Source organism: Paenibacillus harenae DSM 16969 (genome assembly GCF_000422465.1).
GTDB classification, from domain to species: domain Bacteria; phylum Bacillota; class Bacilli; order Paenibacillales; family Paenibacillaceae; genus Pristimantibacillus; species Pristimantibacillus harenae.
The window spans coordinates 39,645-57,015 of sequence record NZ_AULV01000016.1; the positions used below are offsets into that span (position 1 = coordinate 39,645).

Consider the following 17,371-nt stretch of genomic DNA (forward strand, 5'->3'; position numbering starts at 1 on the left):
GACGGATGTCTATATCATGCTATTCACTGACCTAATAATCAAGGTGTGATATTAATCGGTGTTATACAATCGAAAATGAAAAGAGATCATCAAAGTTGATTCTCTTTTTAAACCGTATAAAAACTTTCGAACGATTAGGAGTGCACCATTGTGACGTATACCAATCCCGTAATTCCTGGCTTTTATCCCGACCCGAGTATCTGCCGGGTCGATGATGATTATTATCTGGTGACAAGCACTTTTGCCTATTTTCCCGGCGTCCCTATTTTTCATAGCAAGGATCTTGTCAATTGGCGCCAGATCGGACATTGTCTCACAACCGAGCGGCAGTTGCCGCTGGCAAACACTTGGCTCTCGGGAGGGATCTACGCCCCGACGATACGCTATAGCGACGGCTGGTTCTATATGGTGACGACGAATGTGAGCGGGATCGGCAACTTCTATGTCCGCAGTAAGCAGCCGACCGGTCCATGGTCCGATCCGGTACTTGTCGCGCAGGGCGGTATTGATCCTTCTCTGTTATTCGATGAGGACGGCCGCGTATACTTTCAATCCAATTGTAAAGGCAATGAAGGTTATGGCATTTATCAATGCGAGATCGACATTTCGACCGGAAGCATGCTGACTGAGAGCCGTCTGCTCTGGAAGGGAACGGGCGGAGCGCACCCGGAGGCTCCTCATCTTTACAAGATCAACGGACTTTATTATTTAATGATTGCCGAAGGAGGCACGGAATACGGGCATATGGTGACGATTGCGAGAAGCGGCGATCCCTACGGTCCTTTTGAACCATGTCCCGCGAATCCGATCTTGTCTCACAGAAGCTTGAACAGCAGCATACACGCAACCGGGCATGCGGATCTGGTACAGGCGCATGACGGAAGCTGGTGGGCGGTGTTCCTGGGCATCAGGCCTGTCTCCTATCCCTACCGGCATCATCTGGGCCGGGAGACGTTTCTGGCGCCTGTGACATGGACATCTGACGGCTGGCCGATCATAGGCGATGGGGGCAGAGTCGAGTCCCTTATGGAGGCACCGCAGTTAACTGAAGTCCGGTGGCCGCCTAAGGCAATCAGGGATGATTTTGACGAAACAATACCAGGCTCCGACTGGGTCTTCCTGCGCAATCCGGCGCCGGACAGTTGGTCGCTTCGCGAATGTCCGGGGCATCTTGTGCTTCGCGGAAACAAGACGTCGCTCGACGATACCGGCGCACCCGCCTTTGTGGGGCGCCGCCTGAGCCATATGTCATGCAACATTGCCGCCCTACTAAATTTCGAGCCGGTAAACGACGGTGAGGAAGCCGGACTTACCGTATATATGAACGAAAAGTATCATTACGATCTGGCCGTAAAGTGCAAAGAAGGACGTAAGGCAATTGTACTCCGGCGCACGGTTGGGTCATTGAGAACGGAGCGTACGCTGGACTGCGCAGAGGGTAATGTCGTACTCAAGATTGAGGCTCGTCCGGAATCATTTGGTTTTGCCATTCAGCAAGAGGGATCCCATGTTCTTGAATTGGGTTCGGGAGAAACTCATCTGCTCTCAACGGAGGTAGCGGGCGGCTTTACGGGAATACTCATTGCGATGTATGCCGTTTGTGAAACGGGGCAGGCTTCGCCGGCGCTCTTTGATTGGTTCGACTATGAGCCGAGAGATTAATATCGGACGTTCCCATACATCATGAAGGTTGCCCTCTCGCGTTCGTAGCCAAAGGTTTAGGCAAGTCTAATTAACGATCATAAAATGGAGGCTGGCTGGTGTTGACAAATGATAAAGAATCTTTGCTGCCGTTTCAAAACCCCGATCTGCCAATCCAAGACCGCGTCACCGATCTGGTGTCCCGGTTTACCCTGGAGGAGAAAGTCGGGCTCATGCCCCAATATCAAACCGCAGTCGAACGGCTGGGAGTGAAACCTTACAAACACGGTACGGAAGCCGCTCACGGGATCGCTTGGCTTGGAGAGGCGACCTCCTATCCGCAACCGATCGGTCTTGGCTGTACCTGGAACCCGGAGCTGCTGGAGCGTATCGGTTCCGCTATCGGTGACGAGGCCAGAGTGTTCTATCAACGGGATCCCGCGCGCAACGGATTGACGCTATGGGCGCCGACCGTCGATATGGAGCGGGATCCGCTGTGGGGCAGGACAGAGGAGGCGTACGGGGAGGATCCGCACTTGACGGGCGATCTCACTACCGGACTCGTCAAGGGCATTCAGGGGCCGCATCCTGTCTACCGCAAAGCAATCGCGACCTTGAAGCATTTTCTTGCCAACAACAATGAGAAGGATCGCAGCCACTGCTCGGCCAGCATCGATCCGCGCAACATGAGGGAATATTATTTGAAAGCGTTCGAGCCTGCCTTCCGCAAAGGGGGGGCGCTGTCCATGATGACATCGTACAATTCGGTCAACGGTACGCCCACCATTATACATCCCGATGTGAATCGGGTAGTCAAAGGGGAGTGGGGGATGAGCGGCTTTATCGTCAGTGATGCAGGAGACATGCTCGGCCTCGTGAATGATCACCATTATTTTGAGACGCTGAAAGAAGCCGTTGCGGCGTCGATCAAGAGCGGAATTGACAGCGTTACAGACGAATCCGATATTACCTGTGAAGCCATACGGGAGGCGATCTCCGATGGGCTGTTGGAGGAGGGCGACTTGGACCGGGCTTTGATCAATACTTTCCGGGTGAGGTTCCTGCTCGGCGAGTTCGATCCGGATGAGCGCAACCCTTACGCCGGCATGCCGGATGATACGGTCTGCAAGCCGGAGCATGCGGATCTTTCCCTGGAAGCGGCCCGCGAGTCCGTTGTTTTGCTCAAGAACGAGCGTCAGCTGCTGCCCCTCGACGGTGACGCCCTGCAACGAGTCGCCGTAATCGGACCGCTCGGAGATGTGGTGTACCGCGATTGGTATTCCGGCACTTTGCCGTACAAGGTAAGTCCGTTGCAAGGCATTCAAGCGAAAATGAGCAAGGGTTCCGTCGTCTATGCAGACGGGTGTGACCGTGTGCGCTTTCGTTCGGCTGTCTCGGGTAACTATGTGGGAATTTCACCGGAGCCGGCGGAGAATAGTGCGCTGAAGGCGGACCGGACGGAAGCCGACTCGGCGGAGACGTTCCAGCTCACCGACTGGGGCTTCGGCAGTATAACGCTCAAGGCACTTTCCAACGATAAATTCGTGACGACCGACGACGTAACGGTTACAGCGTCAGCTGATGAAGTTTACGGATGGTTCGTCAAAGAAGAGTTTCGCCCGGTCGAGGGACCGGACGGGACGATATCGCTCGCCTCCTGGAACGGGGGTCCCGTATCGCTGCCCGGCGAAGCGGAGGGGCGCTTCCGTAAGGAGATCGTCACTGACGGACTGCAGGAAGCGATTGCGGCAGCGGAAGCGTCGGATGTTGCGATCGTTGTTGTAGGAAACAATCCGCTGATCAACGGGAGGGAAACGAACGACCGGCCGGACTTGACGTTGGCCACCTCCCAGGAGAAGCTCATACAAGAAGTTCACCGGGCGAACCCCAATACGATCGTTGTCGTTATCGGAAGCTACCCGTTTGCCCTGAACTGGGTCAATGAGAACATTCCGGCCGTCTTGTATTTATCGCATGCGGGCCAAGAGCTGGGGAACGCCTTGGCGGATGTATTGTTCGGCGATTATAACCCGGCGGGACGGCTGAATATGACCTGGTATCGCTCCGTAGATCAACTGCCGGATATTATGAATTACGATATTCGAAAGGGGAAGCGCACCTATCAATATTTTGAAGGTAAGCCGCTGTATCCGTTCGGATACGGATTGTCCTATACGACATTCCGTTACGATGAGATGAAAGTAAGCCCGGAGCGTGTTGGCGCGAACCTCGACATCTCGGTCAGCGTTCGGGTCGAGAATGCGGGAGATAAGGCGGGAGACGAGGTCGTCCAGTTGTATGTGCGAGCTGATTCGTCCCGCGTGCAAAGGCCGCTCAAAGAGCTGAAGGGCTTCCGGCGCATCCGTCTGGCTCCTGGTGAGAAACGGACCGTCAGCTTTATGCTGCCGTCATCCGAGCTGGCATTCTGGGATGTGACCAGAGAGGCTTATTGCCTTGAATCCGGCACGTATACGTTCATGATCGGCGGTTCGTCGGAGGATGTCCGCTTGGAGACGAAGCTTACGATAGAAGGCGATATCGTGCCTCTTCGCGACTTGACGAATATAACCCAGGCCATAAACTATGACGATTACGAAGGCGTCTATCTGGACGAGTGCAATGAAGGCGGAAATTTTGTCAGATTATCGGGCGAATCTGGCTGGCTGCGCTTTGGTGATGTGGATTTCCGCGCCGGGATCGGCGGCTTTGAAGCACGCTGTTCGTCCGCCAAGAGAGGCGGCAGAATAGAGCTTAGACTGGATGCAGCGGATGGACCGTCGATCGGAGAGTGCACCGTTTCCGAGACGGGGGGGTCACAAGTATGGGAGACTTTTGCCTGCAGAACGATCGGCGTTCAGCAGACCCGCTCGGTCTACCTATGCTTGATCGGGGATATCAGCTTGAGTCGTTTCCGCTTTACCGTGTGAAGTAAGAATCTCGGATGTCGAAAACCGTTCCTCATCGTTTCTTCATGTTAAGCGCCTCGAATCAGATTTTGCAGTTTTGATTATACATGCGTGTATCTCCTAAATGAGGGATTTGGACAGGGACTACCTGTACTTCTCAGTTTAGGAGATTTTTTTATGCAGTACACGTCTAAAACTCAATATTTTCAGAACAATTTAGAGCGTATTTCCGGATTTCCATCTAAAAATTGAATATTTTGATGATTTATTAGATGAATTTTGGAATAGTTTTTGATGTATCATCAGGAACGTTATGCAGTTAGAATAAAAATGTTCCGCTTCCATCAAACGTCAAATGAGGAGGTAAATGAAATTGAAGCGCAGTCACAAATGGCAAGTGCCGCTGGTATGACTTCTGGAGCGGCGCTACCGTCAAATATCAGCTTGCGAATAAAGGGAACCGGATCTCAGGCGTACCTAAGTAAACACGCGGCATTCCAATCATGTACAGAGTAAGCACAATTTATGAAACCAAAGGAGAATATCGATGCGTACAAAAAGATCATATCTATCCGTCTTTGTGGTCGTTGCCCTGCTGATGGCGTTGTTTTCATCCGTCGGCTCAGCCGCAGCTTCCCCGAAAGAATCCAAAATGCAGTCTTATGTCAGCGCGATGCAGCCTGGATGGAACCTGGGCAATACATTTGATTCATTTAATGCGACTGCTCCAAATAATGGTGACGAGACGTCCTGGGGCAACCCGATCGTTACCAAAGAATTCATTAAGGAAATTAAGAAGCAGGGGTTCAAAAGCATTCGTATTCCGATTACATGGGATGGTCGGATGGGCGGCGCACCGGACTATACAATCAATCCGGATTGGATGAACCGGGTTCAGCAAGTTGTCGATTGGTCGCTCGAAGAGGGTCTGTATGTCATGATCAACGTTCACCACGACGCTTGGAAGTGGGTCAGAACGATGCCGACGAATCATGATGAAGTAATGGCTCGGTATACCGCCATATGGACGCAAATTGCCGACCGCTTCAAGAATCATTCCAACAAACTGATGTTTGAAAGCATCAACGAACCGGAATTTTTAGACGTTGATATCACGAAGCAGCTCGAATTACTTGATGAGATCAACACAACCTTCGTTCATCTTATAAGAGAGTCGGGTGGCAAGAATGACGTTCGTCCGCTTGTGCTGCCGACGTTATACTGCCATCACGAGAAAGTGCGTGTGGATTCGCTTGCAAGCACGATTGCCAAGCTGAACGATTCGAATTTGATCACGACCGTTCATTTTTACGGCCTATGGAATTTCAGCGTTAACATTGGGGGCTACCCGAAGTTTGAGGCCGACTCGATTGAGGTTGTCGATACATTGATTGACAATGTATCTAATGCGTTTGTATCGAAAGGAATTCCCGTTATCGTAGGCGAATTCGGACTGCTCGGCTGGGATGTCAGCGAAGGTTTGCCCGAGCATGGCGAGATGTTGAAGTTTATCGAGTATTTCACCTCTGAAGCCGTAGAGAACAAACTTGCCCTTATGCTGTGGGACAACGGCGGGCGTCTTGACCGCAGAACGCTTCAGTGGAACGATCCGGAGCTTTACAATCAGATCATGGCCAGCTTGAAAGGCCGCTCTTCCACTGGCGAATCCGATCTGATCTTTGTCAGGAAAGACGCGCCGGCTCAGGACACTTTAGTACCCTTGCACTTGAACGGCAATAAGCTGACCGGCATCCGGGCCGGAGACTATAAGTTGAAAGAGGGCAAAGATTATGAGTTGAACGGCGAAGAACTGACCCTCAAAGCAAGTTTTACCGCCAAGCTGACTGAATCGGCCGCACTCGGCGAGGTAGCCGTATTGAAAGCCGAATTTAACAAGGGCGCCGATTGGACCTTCCATGTCTTGTACAATGACACCCCGGTGCTTCAAAACGCGGAAGGCACCACCGAAAGTTTGGCGATCCCGACCGCCTTCAATGGCGACCGACTTGCTACGATGGAGGCCGTGTATGCTGAAGGGGGCAACGCCGGTCCGGATAACTGGACTTCGTTCAAGGCGTTCGGCCAAACATTCAAACCATCTTATACAACAAATGAAATCACGCTTACACAGACCCTCTTCAAGGAAGTGAACGACGGAACGGTGATTCTGAAGTTCCACTTTTGGAGCGGCGCCATCATCGAGTACACAATTACGAAGAACGGCACGAACATCACGGGCACAGCATCGTAGAACTGAAATCGTTTCGGTAAAAAAGGGAGTCCTGCCTTGCGCCTGTGCGCTGGGGCGGGACTCCTTTGTTGCATCGTCTGATTCCCCGGAATCTTGTCGTTATATTCGTCAATCATAAAGACGGATGTCTGTATCATGCTATTCCATGACTTGATAATCAAGGTGTAATAATAAACAGTGCTATATAATCAGCAATAGTGAGAGAGCAAAATATTGTAAGGGAGGCATTCATGCCGCAACGTAAAAAATATGACTCATATAAGGTGAGGACGGGGGTTTGCTTTTTTATTCCGATTAAGGGGGATTCCCATGGGTAAGGTCATTCTCGTTGATGGTGAAAAGCTAATACGTCAGGAATTGCTAGTGATGGTCGATTGGAAAAGTCACGGCTTTGAAGTAATTGGTGAAGCAAGCAATGGAAGAGAGGCTTTATTGTTGTATACGGATTTACGGCCTGATCTTATGGTCATTGATATTTGTTTGCCGGATATAAATGGCTTTCAGTTGATTGAAGAAATTCGAAAGCTTGATTCGGATTGTCAATTTATCATCGTAAGCGGTCATGCAGATTTCTCATACGCCAAGACTGCGATTTCATGGGGGGTCAACGCCTATATATTGAAACCCGTAGATGTAAACGAAATCGAGACGGAATTGATGAGAATCGGAAAGCTAATGCAAAAGAAATCCGAGCGATCGGCAGGAGAATCAAAGTGGGGGCGAATGATATCGTTGCTTTTGGTTAATGAACAAGCCAAGCTGCCTGTCTCCCTTCAATCCCTTAATTGGCAGTTGTATCGGGTGCTGCTTCTAAAGATGTATTCGCCAGATTGTAATAGTCGTGTTCTACTTGAAGCCATTAAGCTGAAACTAATGAGACATTTTGAAGATCGTGAAGAGGGTGTTGTATTCATCCATGACTCGACCGTAGGAGTAGTTTTACGTGAAACGAGGTTAAATAATCTCGATGCTGCAGGCTTGTATTGTGAATTATTGAAAACGCTTGCATTGGAAAATGGACAATTTATTGCGGTCGTGGGAGAAGCTGTCGAATCGATCGCCGAAATCGGGAAATCTTACTACGAGGCTGTAAATTTATTAAAGAATGAGTTTTTGTACCGAGGGGAAACGAGAATTATCGACCGCAGCGCTCATATTCAGCCGCAGGAGGCGCCTGATATCGGCATTTTATCTGAAAAGTTGGTCTACGCTATCGATTTCGGAAGTCGATCCTTACTTCGTCGCGTGCTTGAGGAAGGTCTGCTTTCGATCGCACAATACTATGGAAATGAGCTGGCAATTAAAGCCGCCGCTTCACAGTGGATTTCGCTCATGCTCACCAGACTGTTGAAAATGAATAATATAGCATATTTCGATATACAAGACACGGAGTCTTTGACTTCCGACATTTTCAAGCAGCCCAATTTTCAGACGTTGCAGAGGATGATCGAAGATAGACTGATGCTTATTCTTGATCGGTCAGGATCGCAATGCAGGGATGATACGGTTATTTCGCAAGTTTTGGACTTTGTGGAGTGTCATTACTCTGAGAATTTGAAGTTGAAAACGCTTGGAGAGAAGTTTCATTATAACAGCGCTTATTTGGGCCAATTGTTTAGAAGCGTCACAGGAGATCCATTCCGCACTTATTTGGATAAAGTTCGAATCCGCAAAGCCAAGGTATTGCTTGAGTGCGGTCTCAAGGTTCACGAGGTTGCCGCCCGTGTAGGAATCTCTAACGTTAACTATTTCCATATGAAGTTCAAAAAAAACTTAGGTAAAAAACCTTCTCATTACAAGGCAAAATCATCTAAAGACCGTGGTACGTCAACACTATAGAGCTTTCATGAAGAAGAACGGCGAAGCCATCTATACGAACGCAGGCCGCTCGTGCCGGTAGTTCATATTTGCGGCATTACTTTCAAGGGGGATCATCTATTTTTGCATATACTACTCTGATCTCACTTGTAATACAACAATCGTTTCGCTGATGCATTGCGGAAGCTGGTCGGTGTAAGATTCGTCATCTGCTTGAACGATTTCATAAAATGATGACTGTCGCAATAGCCGAGCTGCATCGCGATTTCGTTGATGCTCTGATTCGTATCCGTCAGGAGAAAGGACGCGGCTTCAATCTTTTGCTTCATAATAAAGTGCTTGAGCGACATGCCGGAGATTGTTGAGAACAGGTATGACAAGTATTTGGCATTATAGCCGAAATGATCCGCGATCTGGGACACCTTCAGCGGTTCGAAGCGGTGCCACTTGATATAGTCTGCGATATCGTTGTAGAGCTGAAGCTGCTTCAGCTCTTTTTTTACGGCGTTTGTGCCCGGATCGCATTGCTTGTACAACTCGTATAGAATACTCGTTGCCAAAAAATTATTCAGCGTCGGGTCTTGATAGCTTCGGACGGAGTCCTGCAGCTGTTTCATCATGACGATGATCTTATCCGAACGCTGCAGCGCACCTTGACGCGGTATCATCATATGTCCCGTCCGGGCTTCATACTTTTCGACGAGTATTGGAGCCGCCGATTGTTCCTCCGCGGTAAAATGAAGCCAATAAAAGCTGCAGTCGGACCCCTGATACCCGAATTGCCTGGTACGGGGAGCCATAAGAAGAAACTCCCCTTCCTGCAAGACGTGCCGCTCCTCGTCATCTGCAATGTATAACTGTCCTTTGGTCTGTATGAACAATTCATAATCCATGAGCACTCTGTTCATATGCATCCATTCGGGGAAAGGTGAAACGAATTTGCCGGTCATCGTCAACGTTAACGGTTTTTCTATGTTAAAGGTATAGCCGATCATTTAGAATAGACGCCGCCTTTCTGTCCTTTTTTCACTTCACTGGTTTAATCATAACCTTATGTTAGCCAAATTTCCATATCCTCAGCGCAGTCAACGATTGGGAATAAACCTGACTTTTTTACACATATTCGAACCTTTCGCCATTTACCTTGTTAGTCGCAAAACGGTAATCTGGGGATAGTACGGATATGAGATCACTAAGGGACATGGAAGGTGAATGGATGATGAACAGGAATAAAGCGACGCTGCAGCGAATTGCTTTGCAGCATTTCGGACTGGATCAAGTGGTGCTTACCGGAGACTATCAAGCCAATGCTTTCAAGAAGGAACTCGAATACTTGAACAGCTATAATGTTGACAGGTTGCTGGCCGGATTCCGGGAAACCCGGGGGCTCAAGCCGAAGGCAGCGAAATACCCGGGATGGGAAGATACGGAGATTCGCGGGCATACGCTCGGCCATTATCTGACGGCATGCGCGCAAGCGTACTCCGTGACGAAGGATCCGGCGATGCTGGAGAGACTGACGTATATGGCAAACGAATTGTCGGAATGCCGGTTTGAAAACGGTTATCTCTCCGCGTTTCCTGAAACGCTTATTGATAACATCGAGAAGAAGCAGCCGGCATGGGTTCCCTGGTATACGATGCACAAGATTATTGCGGGATTGATATCCGCATACCAAGCAACTCAATCCAAGGTCGCCTTCGACACGGTTGTGAAATTGGGTGACTGGGTGGCGTCGCGGACATCCCGTTGGTCAGACGAGCTGCAAGCAACCGTACTGGCCGTCGAGTATGGGGGGATGAATGACTGCCTCTATGACTTGTACAAAATTTCCGGCGATCCGAAGCATCTGGAGGCGGCTCACAAATTCGACGAGCTCCCCTTGTTTGAGGCGATCCGGCAAGGCCGGAATATATTGAGGGGGAAGCATGCAAACACGACGATTCCGAAATTTTTGGGAGCGTTGAACCGTTTTCTCGTGCTGGGGGAAAGCGAGCGTTTCTATCTGGAAGCGGCTATGAATTTCTGGGATATCGTAGTTGATCACCACAGTTATATGACCGGCGGCAACAGCGAAGCGGAACATTTTGGCGAGCCGGATTCACTCGATCAGAGACGCACGGATATCACCTGCGAGACGTGCAACAGCTACAACATGCTGAAGCTGACCCGCGAGCTGTTCAAGCTGACCGGAGACCGAAAGTATGCGGACTTCTACGAGACAACCTATATGAACGCGATCCTTTCCTCGCAGAATCCCGAAACGGGCATGACCATGTATTTCCAGCCGATGGCGACAGGATATTTCAAGATCTACAGCTCGCCGTTCGAGCACTTCTGGTGCTGTACGGGAACGGGGATGGAGAGCTTTACGAAGCTGGGCGACAGCATCTACTTCCATAAAGCGAATGAGCTGTTTATTAATCAATATGTAAGCTCCACGTTAGACTGGAGCGAGCAGCAAGCACGTCTTGCTCTGAGCTCCGGCATCCCGGACAGCGACTGCGTAACGCTCCGGCTTGAGACGGATGATCAACAGCCGAGGTCGCTCAAGCTTCATCTTCGCATTCCGTACTGGGTTCGGGGAGATGTCAGAGCGCACTTGAACGGTGAGCCGCTGGCGCTCGAAGTCAAGGACCATTACATCGTGATCGACCGTAAATGGAACCATGGCGATACGCTCACACTTAAGCTCCCGATGAAGGTATTTTACTCCGGCCTGCCGGATAATCGCTATGCGGTCGGTTTTCAATATGGGCCGGTCGTCTTAAGCGCGGCGCTCGGAACAGAGGACATGACCCAGGCGAATACGGGGATTATGGTAAGAGTGCCGACACGCAGAATGCTTGTGAAGGATTTTATTATTCCCCGGGGAATGAGCCCGCAGCAGTGGCTGGGCGATATCGAGCGGCACCTGGTGAAGGAAGACGGCCAGCTCGTCTTCAGGCTCCGAAATACCGATGAGGACGAGCGGCTTGTATTTACCCCGCATTATAAGCAGCATCAGGAGCGTTACGGCATCTATTGGAATATTGTCGAAGCGGACTCGGAAGAGCTGAAACAGCATTTGGCGCTTGGACGAATGGAGCAGCTTGTGAAAGAGGCGACGATCGACAGCGTCCAGGTCGGCAATGATCAATACGAGCTTCAGCATGAAGTACATGGACAAGAAACGTTCAGTGGAGCCTGGGACGGACAAAATGGAAGATTGGCGCATCCCGGCGGATGGTTCAGCTATAAGCTTAACGTCGATCCGGAAAGCGAGAACGTGCTTCAGGTGATGTATTTCTGCATCCATCATGATCGGGTGATGAACATTTATGCGGATGGCGAATTGCTTGTACGCGAGCAGCCATCCTGGGAGTGGAAACGCGACTTTATCACGAAGCGCTATCTGATCCCCGCTGAGATCGTGAAGGGGAAATCGCAAGTGGAATTCAGGTTTGTTCCGGAAGACAAGCTGAACGGCATCTATGGTATGCTGCGAACGATGAGACCGGTTGCGGAGTGAAAAAGAAGAGTTAGAGTTGGGAAATATTCAATGCCAGGCTGACTCACCGAGAAAATGAAGGGTTTTTCAATGATGTCACCGAAATAATTGCGACCTTTTACTTGCGTAAAATGGAGGCGAGAAAGAAGGAATCTAAAGAAGGTGTCCTAGAAGCCAAGGCTTTTAGGATACCTTCTTTTATATATCTTCCTGCTAATTAATTTGTACCAGTTGCCATTGCTGATTGAGATCGCCGCGATATAGATTTTGTTGAATCTTCGCTCCATCGGCGGTGGAGGATCCGACGACCTCAACCGCTTTATTGCTGTTCACGTTGAGGATGTTCCAATACCCGTTACTCATTCTTAACCTGTCAAATAATGGTTCTATGCCCCTTTTAACTCTAACTTTGACGTACGAGTGAGAAGTATCAATTGACGGGTTGTTAGTACAGTTTGTAAAGTTTATAATTTTTGGAAATAAAACAAGTGCAATCAGAAAGGGGAAGGGAATATGTTGAATCCGGATCACGATGAATCTATAAGACATGCCGCTCAGCCAGGGTATGACCAGTACAGGGAAAACATTGCCCGCGGAAAAATAACAACGGTTGAGTATTTCTCAATGACAGTGGGAAGTAAGCGCAAAGCGATGATTTACCTCCCTCCCGGTTATTCCAAAGATCAAAGGTATAACGTTCTCTATTTATTGCACGGTATCGGCGGTGACGAAGCGGAATGGTACAATCATGCGGGTCCGCAAGTGATTCTTGATAATATGTATGCAGACCGCAAGCTTGCGCCTATGATCGTGGTCTTGCCCAACGGTCGTGCAATGCTGAACGACCGGGCGGAGGGGGACCTATTTGAAGCAAACAAATTAAAGGCGTTCGAAGATTTCGAATCCGATTTGCTACATGATCTCATACCTTATATAGAATCGAACTATTCAGTTCTAATGGGGCGAGAGAACCGTGCTATTGCCGGTTTATCGATGGGAGGAGGCCAATCGCTCAACATCGGTTTAGGCAATCTCGATCGATTTGCTTGGATTGGGGGTTTTTCTTCCGCGCCTAACACGAAGGAGCCCGAGTTGCTTGTCCCGGATCCGGAAGAAACGTCGTTTAGGCTCAGACTGCTCTGGTTGTCATGCGGGCTTTTGGATAATCTTAAGCATGTCAGCGATCGGACGCATACTTATTTGAAACAGAACAATGTGCCACACATTTGGTACGAGGAGAGCGGCGGTCACGATTGGCCGGTTTGGAAGAACGATTTATACCATTTTTCCCAACTCATTTTTAGATAACTTGTCTAGCGACTACAATCTGAGCATCTATTGCTTAGAGAAAAAACGACCTCCAAGCCCATATACTGGGAATGGAAGTCGTTTTTGGTGCATTCACCTTTACTGTTTTATCAAAACCACAAGTTCTTCAGTGGCCTCATATATCATGGTTTTTTTATTTTATCGGATAGGTAACATTCGCTTAAAATACTACGGAGCAGCACTAACCCGTGGAGGTCAGCTTCTGATTCAAAGCAGATATACATACAAACAGCGTCAGCCCAGGACTCCGTTTTACTTGTCCGGCTGACGTTGTTTCATTTGGTTTGTTCGTCGAACGCGTACGTTGCGTTCCGAACGATGCATCTTCAAAAATGACAACGCTTTCTTAAGAATGTCTTCTATCTGGGCGCTGTCCCGAACGTATAGACTTGTAGCAAAGGAGGATTATCGCATGAATGTGGATTCACAAGTGATGGAAACGGTTAAATTGGGGCAAACGCGAAAATGGAAGCGGTTTAAAAAACAATGGATGCTGCATTTGTTTGTGGGCATCGGGATGATTTTTCTGATTGTTTTCTCGTATACGCCAATGTTCGGCATTATCATGGCTTTCAAGAATTACACGATATCCGAAGGAATTGTTGGGATTTTCACCAGCGAATGGGTCGGACTCAAACATTTCGACGAGTTTATTAACGACTACCAATTCGGCACGATTGTCAGGAATACGTTGGCCTTAAGCCTTCTTAAAGTGTTGTTCACCTTCCCGGCTCCGATCTTGCTGGCGATCCTGCTCAACGAAGTCAAAAACGGGGCATTTAAGCGATTCGCGCAAACAATCAGTTACCTGCCTCATTTCATCTCATGGGTTGTCGTCGTCGGCATTTCATTCGCCTTCTTGTCCGCCGATATCGGACTTGTAAATAAAGCGCTGCTGAGCCTTGGGCTTATCGACAAGCCGCTTGATCTACTCACCAACCCCGACTACTTCTGGGGGCTGGCCGTTGGCAGCGCCGTGTGGAAGGAGATGGGATGGTGGACCATTATATTCCTGGCGGCCATTACGGGCATTAACCCGTCGCTTTACGAAGCGGCGAAGATAGACGGGGCGGGGAGGCTGGCCCGGATTCGTCACATTACGCTTCCCGGCATGCAAGGCACGATTGTCGTTGTTCTCATTCTTACGATTGGAAGCATCCTGGGCGGCGGGTTGGTCGGCTCCAATTTCGAACAAGCTTTTTTGTTCGGAAACAGCATCAACAACCCTACCTCCGAAATCGTACAGACCTATGCATTCAAGGTCGGCCTGAAAGACGGAAGATTCTCCTATGCGGCAGCCATCGATTTCATTCAGTCCGTCATCTCTGTCGCGCTGATTTTCTCCAGTAACTACATTGCCAAACGAATTTCGGGCTCCGGCCTGTTTTAGAAAAGGAGATCCATCGATGAATGTAAGTCAAAGGAATAAGGATCTTGTCATGGACAGCGTTGTTACCGTTATTTTGTTTGTCATCATGCTGGCCATGCTGTACCCGTTTTATTATGTCTTGATTCTCTCGTTTAACAAAGGTACCGATTCGCTTCTCGGAGGCATTTATTTCTGGCCCCGGAACGTGACGTTCGAGAACTATGCCACATTTTTGAACGATCCGCAATGGTATAAGGCGTTCCTGGTGACGGTGGTCCGCACGATATCCGGCTCCGCGCTGGGCGTGCTGCTTACGTGCCTTGTTGCATACGGACTTTCGCATCGCGAGCTTTTGTTTAGCAAGTTTTATTTTACCATGATTATTTTCGCTATGTATTTCTCCGGCGGTCTGATTCCTTACTACGTGGTGCTGCGTTCCGTCGGGCTGCTGAATTCATTTGGGGTCTATATTATCCCGTCTATGCTAAGTACGTTCTTCCTGCTGATCGCCATTTCGTTCTTCCGTGAAATACCGGGGGAGCTGAAAGAATCCGCGTATATGGACGGAGCGAATGATTTTGTTACCTTCTATCGCATCATTCTCCCGGTTTCGATGCCGCTCATCGCTACGATGGCGCTATTCATGGGCGTTGGCCAATGGAATTCATGGGTGGACTCCGCTTATTTTGTTCAATCCGATAATTTGCGGACGCTTGCCTACCGGATGATGGAGGTCATAAACAAAAGCAATGCGCCGATGGATGCCGTCGGTGCCGCCAACAGCGCATCGTCCGGCGTCACCAGTTATTCCCTGCAGCTATCCGCCATGGTGGTCTCAATCGCACCGATCGTTTGCGTGTATCCGTTCCTGCAGCGGTTTTTCATTCATGGCATTATGCTTGGCTCCGTCAAGGGCTGATGCTGCCGCTTGTTATTAAAGCTTTTTGCTTTAATATATAATACAAATCATAGGAGGGGTTGTTTTGAATCAAGGCAAGTTTAAAAAGACTCTGACGACATCTGTAGCGGTTATTCTATTATTGTCATTGCTGTCGGCATGCAGCGGCAACGGCGCGAACAGCGGTAATCCGCAAGCGTCCGACTCCGGCGGCGGATCGGCGAAGGGTGGAGAAATCGAAGAGCTGTCGTTATTTATCGACATGCCATGGTATCCGGTCCGGGAATGGAAAGGTCCGGTAGCGGAAAAAATCACCGAAATGACGGGAGTTAAATTAAACGTGACGGTCGCGACGGATGACAAGCAGCTTCCATTGATGATTGCTTCCGGCGATTTGCCGGATCTCATTTTTACTTATGCCCAAATTGATCGCCTGTCCGATTCCAAATTGTCGTATCCCTGGAATGAATTAATCGAAAAGTACGCGCCGGACTTTAAAATCGACGACACGAGAATCGGAATTCACACGATGGATGACGGTAATTTCTACACGGTGCGGAACTCTTTCGCCACGCAAGCGGAATCGGAGCAGAACAAATACGCGGTCGGCAGCGACGGCAACCCCGGCATTGCCGTAAGGGAAGACATCCTGAAGGAGCTTGGAAATCCGACGATCGCCTCGTTGGAGGATTTCACGAATGTTTTGGCCATGGTCAAGGAGAAGTATCCCGATATGGTACCGCTCGCGATGGACAAAAACTGGATCGAACAATACTTTATCATTCAGTTTGGCATCGATGCTTACTTTGAGAATTGGTACGAACAGGACGGAAAGATCGAATATTATCTCAAGCATCCCAAAATGCTGGATTTCTTCAAATTCATGAACAGCCTTTATCGCAACGGCTATATACAAGCCGAGAACTTCGCTCATGCCAATGACTTGATCGACGATCAATATGCGACGAGCGGCAAAGCGTTCGCCCACAGTCAAACGGTAAGCACGGCGGACAAGGACAACATCGCCATTAAAAACGACGGAGGCGATTTCTCCTTCAAAATGCTGCCTTCGGCATTATCGAAAGATGCGAAGGTCGTAGGCACGGGGCTTGGCTTCGCCGGAACCTTCATTACCAAAGACAACAAAAATCCAGAGAAATCTATCCAATTTTTGCAGTACCTAGCCAGCGAAGAGGGCAAAAAATTGACGATGTTCGGGGTTGAAGGCGAGCATTGGACCTGGAATGAGGAAGGTTATCCAAACCTAAAATACGATCCTTCCGACGCTGATTTCGTCAACAGCAACGGAATCAAGTGGTGGTACCTCTACAACGATGGCATCACCGAGGGGATGCTGGGATATAAACCAGGTACGCAAACGACTCAGGCATTGATGGAGCTAAAAGATATCAGAACCTCCAAACCAGCTGTCGGTATGATCCAAACGAAGCCGGATTCTTCGGAGAAAACGATCAAGACAAAGATCGACGATATGATCAGGAACGAGAAGGTCAAAATTTATTTGGCGAAAACCGAGGAGGAAGCCGTGCAAAACTATGAAGCCTTGGTAAAAAATGCCGAGAATATCGGGCTACAAAAGTTGACAGACTGGGCGAACCAAACGTATCAGGAGAAAAAGGACTTGCTAAAGTGAATATCGAAATTTGCT

Annotated in this window: 11 protein-coding genes; 9 read left to right on the top strand and 2 right to left on the bottom strand. The window is 49.2% G+C overall.

The features are described 5' to 3' along the window. Positions 1-150 precede the first annotated feature (150 nt). The 4 genes from H581_RS0104180 (at position 151) to H581_RS0104195 (ending at position 8,637) form a co-directional block, all read left to right on the top strand. Entirely contained in the window at positions 151-1,662 is a 1,512-nt protein-coding gene (locus H581_RS0104180) for a glycoside hydrolase family 43 protein (RefSeq protein WP_028608931.1), read from the top strand. Positions 1,663-1,763: 101 nt separating this feature from the next. Beyond that, positions 1,764-4,568: a glycoside hydrolase family 3 protein gene (locus tag H581_RS0104185; RefSeq protein WP_036717733.1), complete on the top strand. Its 2,805-nt coding sequence runs from the start codon at positions 1,764-1,766 to the stop codon at positions 4,566-4,568. A gap of 526 nt (positions 4,569-5,094) precedes the next feature. Continuing rightward, the gene (locus H581_RS0104190) at positions 5,095-6,798 is read left to right on the top strand and encodes a cellulase family glycosylhydrolase (protein ID WP_028608933.1); all 1,704 of its coding nucleotides are present in this window, start codon (positions 5,095-5,097) and stop codon (positions 6,796-6,798) included. A gap of 309 nt (positions 6,799-7,107) precedes the next feature. Then, complete coding sequence (locus H581_RS0104195; RefSeq protein ID WP_028608934.1) at positions 7,108-8,637, top strand: response regulator; 1,530 nt, start codon at positions 7,108-7,110, stop codon at positions 8,635-8,637. Between the two features lie 122 nt (positions 8,638-8,759). Here H581_RS0104195 and H581_RS0104200 read toward each other — a convergent pair whose 3' ends face one another. Continuing rightward, a complete protein-coding gene (locus H581_RS0104200; RefSeq protein ID WP_028608935.1) occupies positions 8,760-9,611 on the bottom strand; it encodes an AraC family transcriptional regulator in 852 nt (283 codons plus the stop codon). A gap of 221 nt (positions 9,612-9,832) precedes the next feature. Between H581_RS0104200 and H581_RS0104205 the strand changes: the two genes are divergently transcribed. Next, positions 9,833-12,127, top strand: a complete 2,295-nt coding sequence (locus tag H581_RS0104205; protein WP_084134454.1) for a glycoside hydrolase family 127 protein — start codon at positions 9,833-9,835, stop codon at positions 12,125-12,127. A gap of 192 nt (positions 12,128-12,319) precedes the next feature. Here the strand turns inward: H581_RS0104205 and H581_RS38765 are convergent, their stop codons facing one another. After that, positions 12,320-12,469 carry an RICIN domain-containing protein gene (locus tag H581_RS38765; RefSeq protein WP_245599912.1) on the bottom strand — a complete coding sequence of 50 codons (150 nt, stop codon included), beginning with the start codon at positions 12,467-12,469 and terminating at the stop codon, positions 12,320-12,322. Positions 12,470-12,619: 150 nt separating this feature from the next. Here H581_RS38765 and H581_RS0104215 point away from each other — a divergent pair, with 150 nt between their 5' ends. The 4 genes from H581_RS0104215 (at position 12,620) to H581_RS0104230 (ending at position 17,356) form a co-directional block, all read left to right on the top strand. Further along, complete coding sequence (locus H581_RS0104215; RefSeq protein ID WP_051250439.1) at positions 12,620-13,414, top strand: alpha/beta hydrolase; 795 nt, start codon at positions 12,620-12,622, stop codon at positions 13,412-13,414. 433 nt (positions 13,415-13,847) lie between these two features. Next, positions 13,848-14,825, top strand: a complete 978-nt coding sequence (locus H581_RS0104220; RefSeq protein ID WP_028608938.1) for an ABC transporter permease — start codon at positions 13,848-13,850, stop codon at positions 14,823-14,825. Positions 14,826-14,841: 16 nt separating this feature from the next. Further along, positions 14,842-15,723, top strand: coding sequence for a carbohydrate ABC transporter permease (locus tag H581_RS0104225; RefSeq protein ID WP_028608939.1), 882 nt, complete (start codon positions 14,842-14,844; stop codon positions 15,721-15,723). Positions 15,724-15,787: 64 nt separating this feature from the next. After that, on the top strand, positions 15,788-17,356 hold the full coding sequence (locus H581_RS0104230) for an extracellular solute-binding protein (RefSeq protein WP_028608940.1): 1,569 nt from the start codon (positions 15,788-15,790) through the stop codon (positions 17,354-17,356). Positions 17,357-17,371 lie beyond the last annotated feature (15 nt).

Coding starts and splice junctions, on each gene's coding strand:
- H581_RS0104220 (WP_028608938.1), top strand. CDS start 13,848: ATGAATGTGGATTCACAAGTGATGGAAACGGTTAAATTGGGGCAAACG.
- H581_RS38765 (WP_245599912.1), bottom strand. CDS start 12,469: ATGAGTAACGGGTATTGGAACATCCTCAACGTGAACAGCAATAAAGCG.
- H581_RS0104200 (WP_028608935.1), bottom strand. CDS start 9,611: ATGATCGGCTATACCTTTAACATAGAAAAACCGTTAACGTTGACGATG.
- H581_RS0104195 (WP_028608934.1), top strand. CDS start 7,108: ATGGGTAAGGTCATTCTCGTTGATGGTGAAAAGCTAATACGTCAGGAA.
- H581_RS0104215 (WP_051250439.1), top strand. CDS start 12,620: ATGTTGAATCCGGATCACGATGAATCTATAAGACATGCCGCTCAGCCA.
- H581_RS0104225 (WP_028608939.1), top strand. CDS start 14,842: ATGAATGTAAGTCAAAGGAATAAGGATCTTGTCATGGACAGCGTTGTT.
- H581_RS0104205 (WP_084134454.1), top strand. CDS start 9,833: ATGATGAACAGGAATAAAGCGACGCTGCAGCGAATTGCTTTGCAGCAT.
- H581_RS0104190 (WP_028608933.1), top strand. CDS start 5,095: ATGCGTACAAAAAGATCATATCTATCCGTCTTTGTGGTCGTTGCCCTG.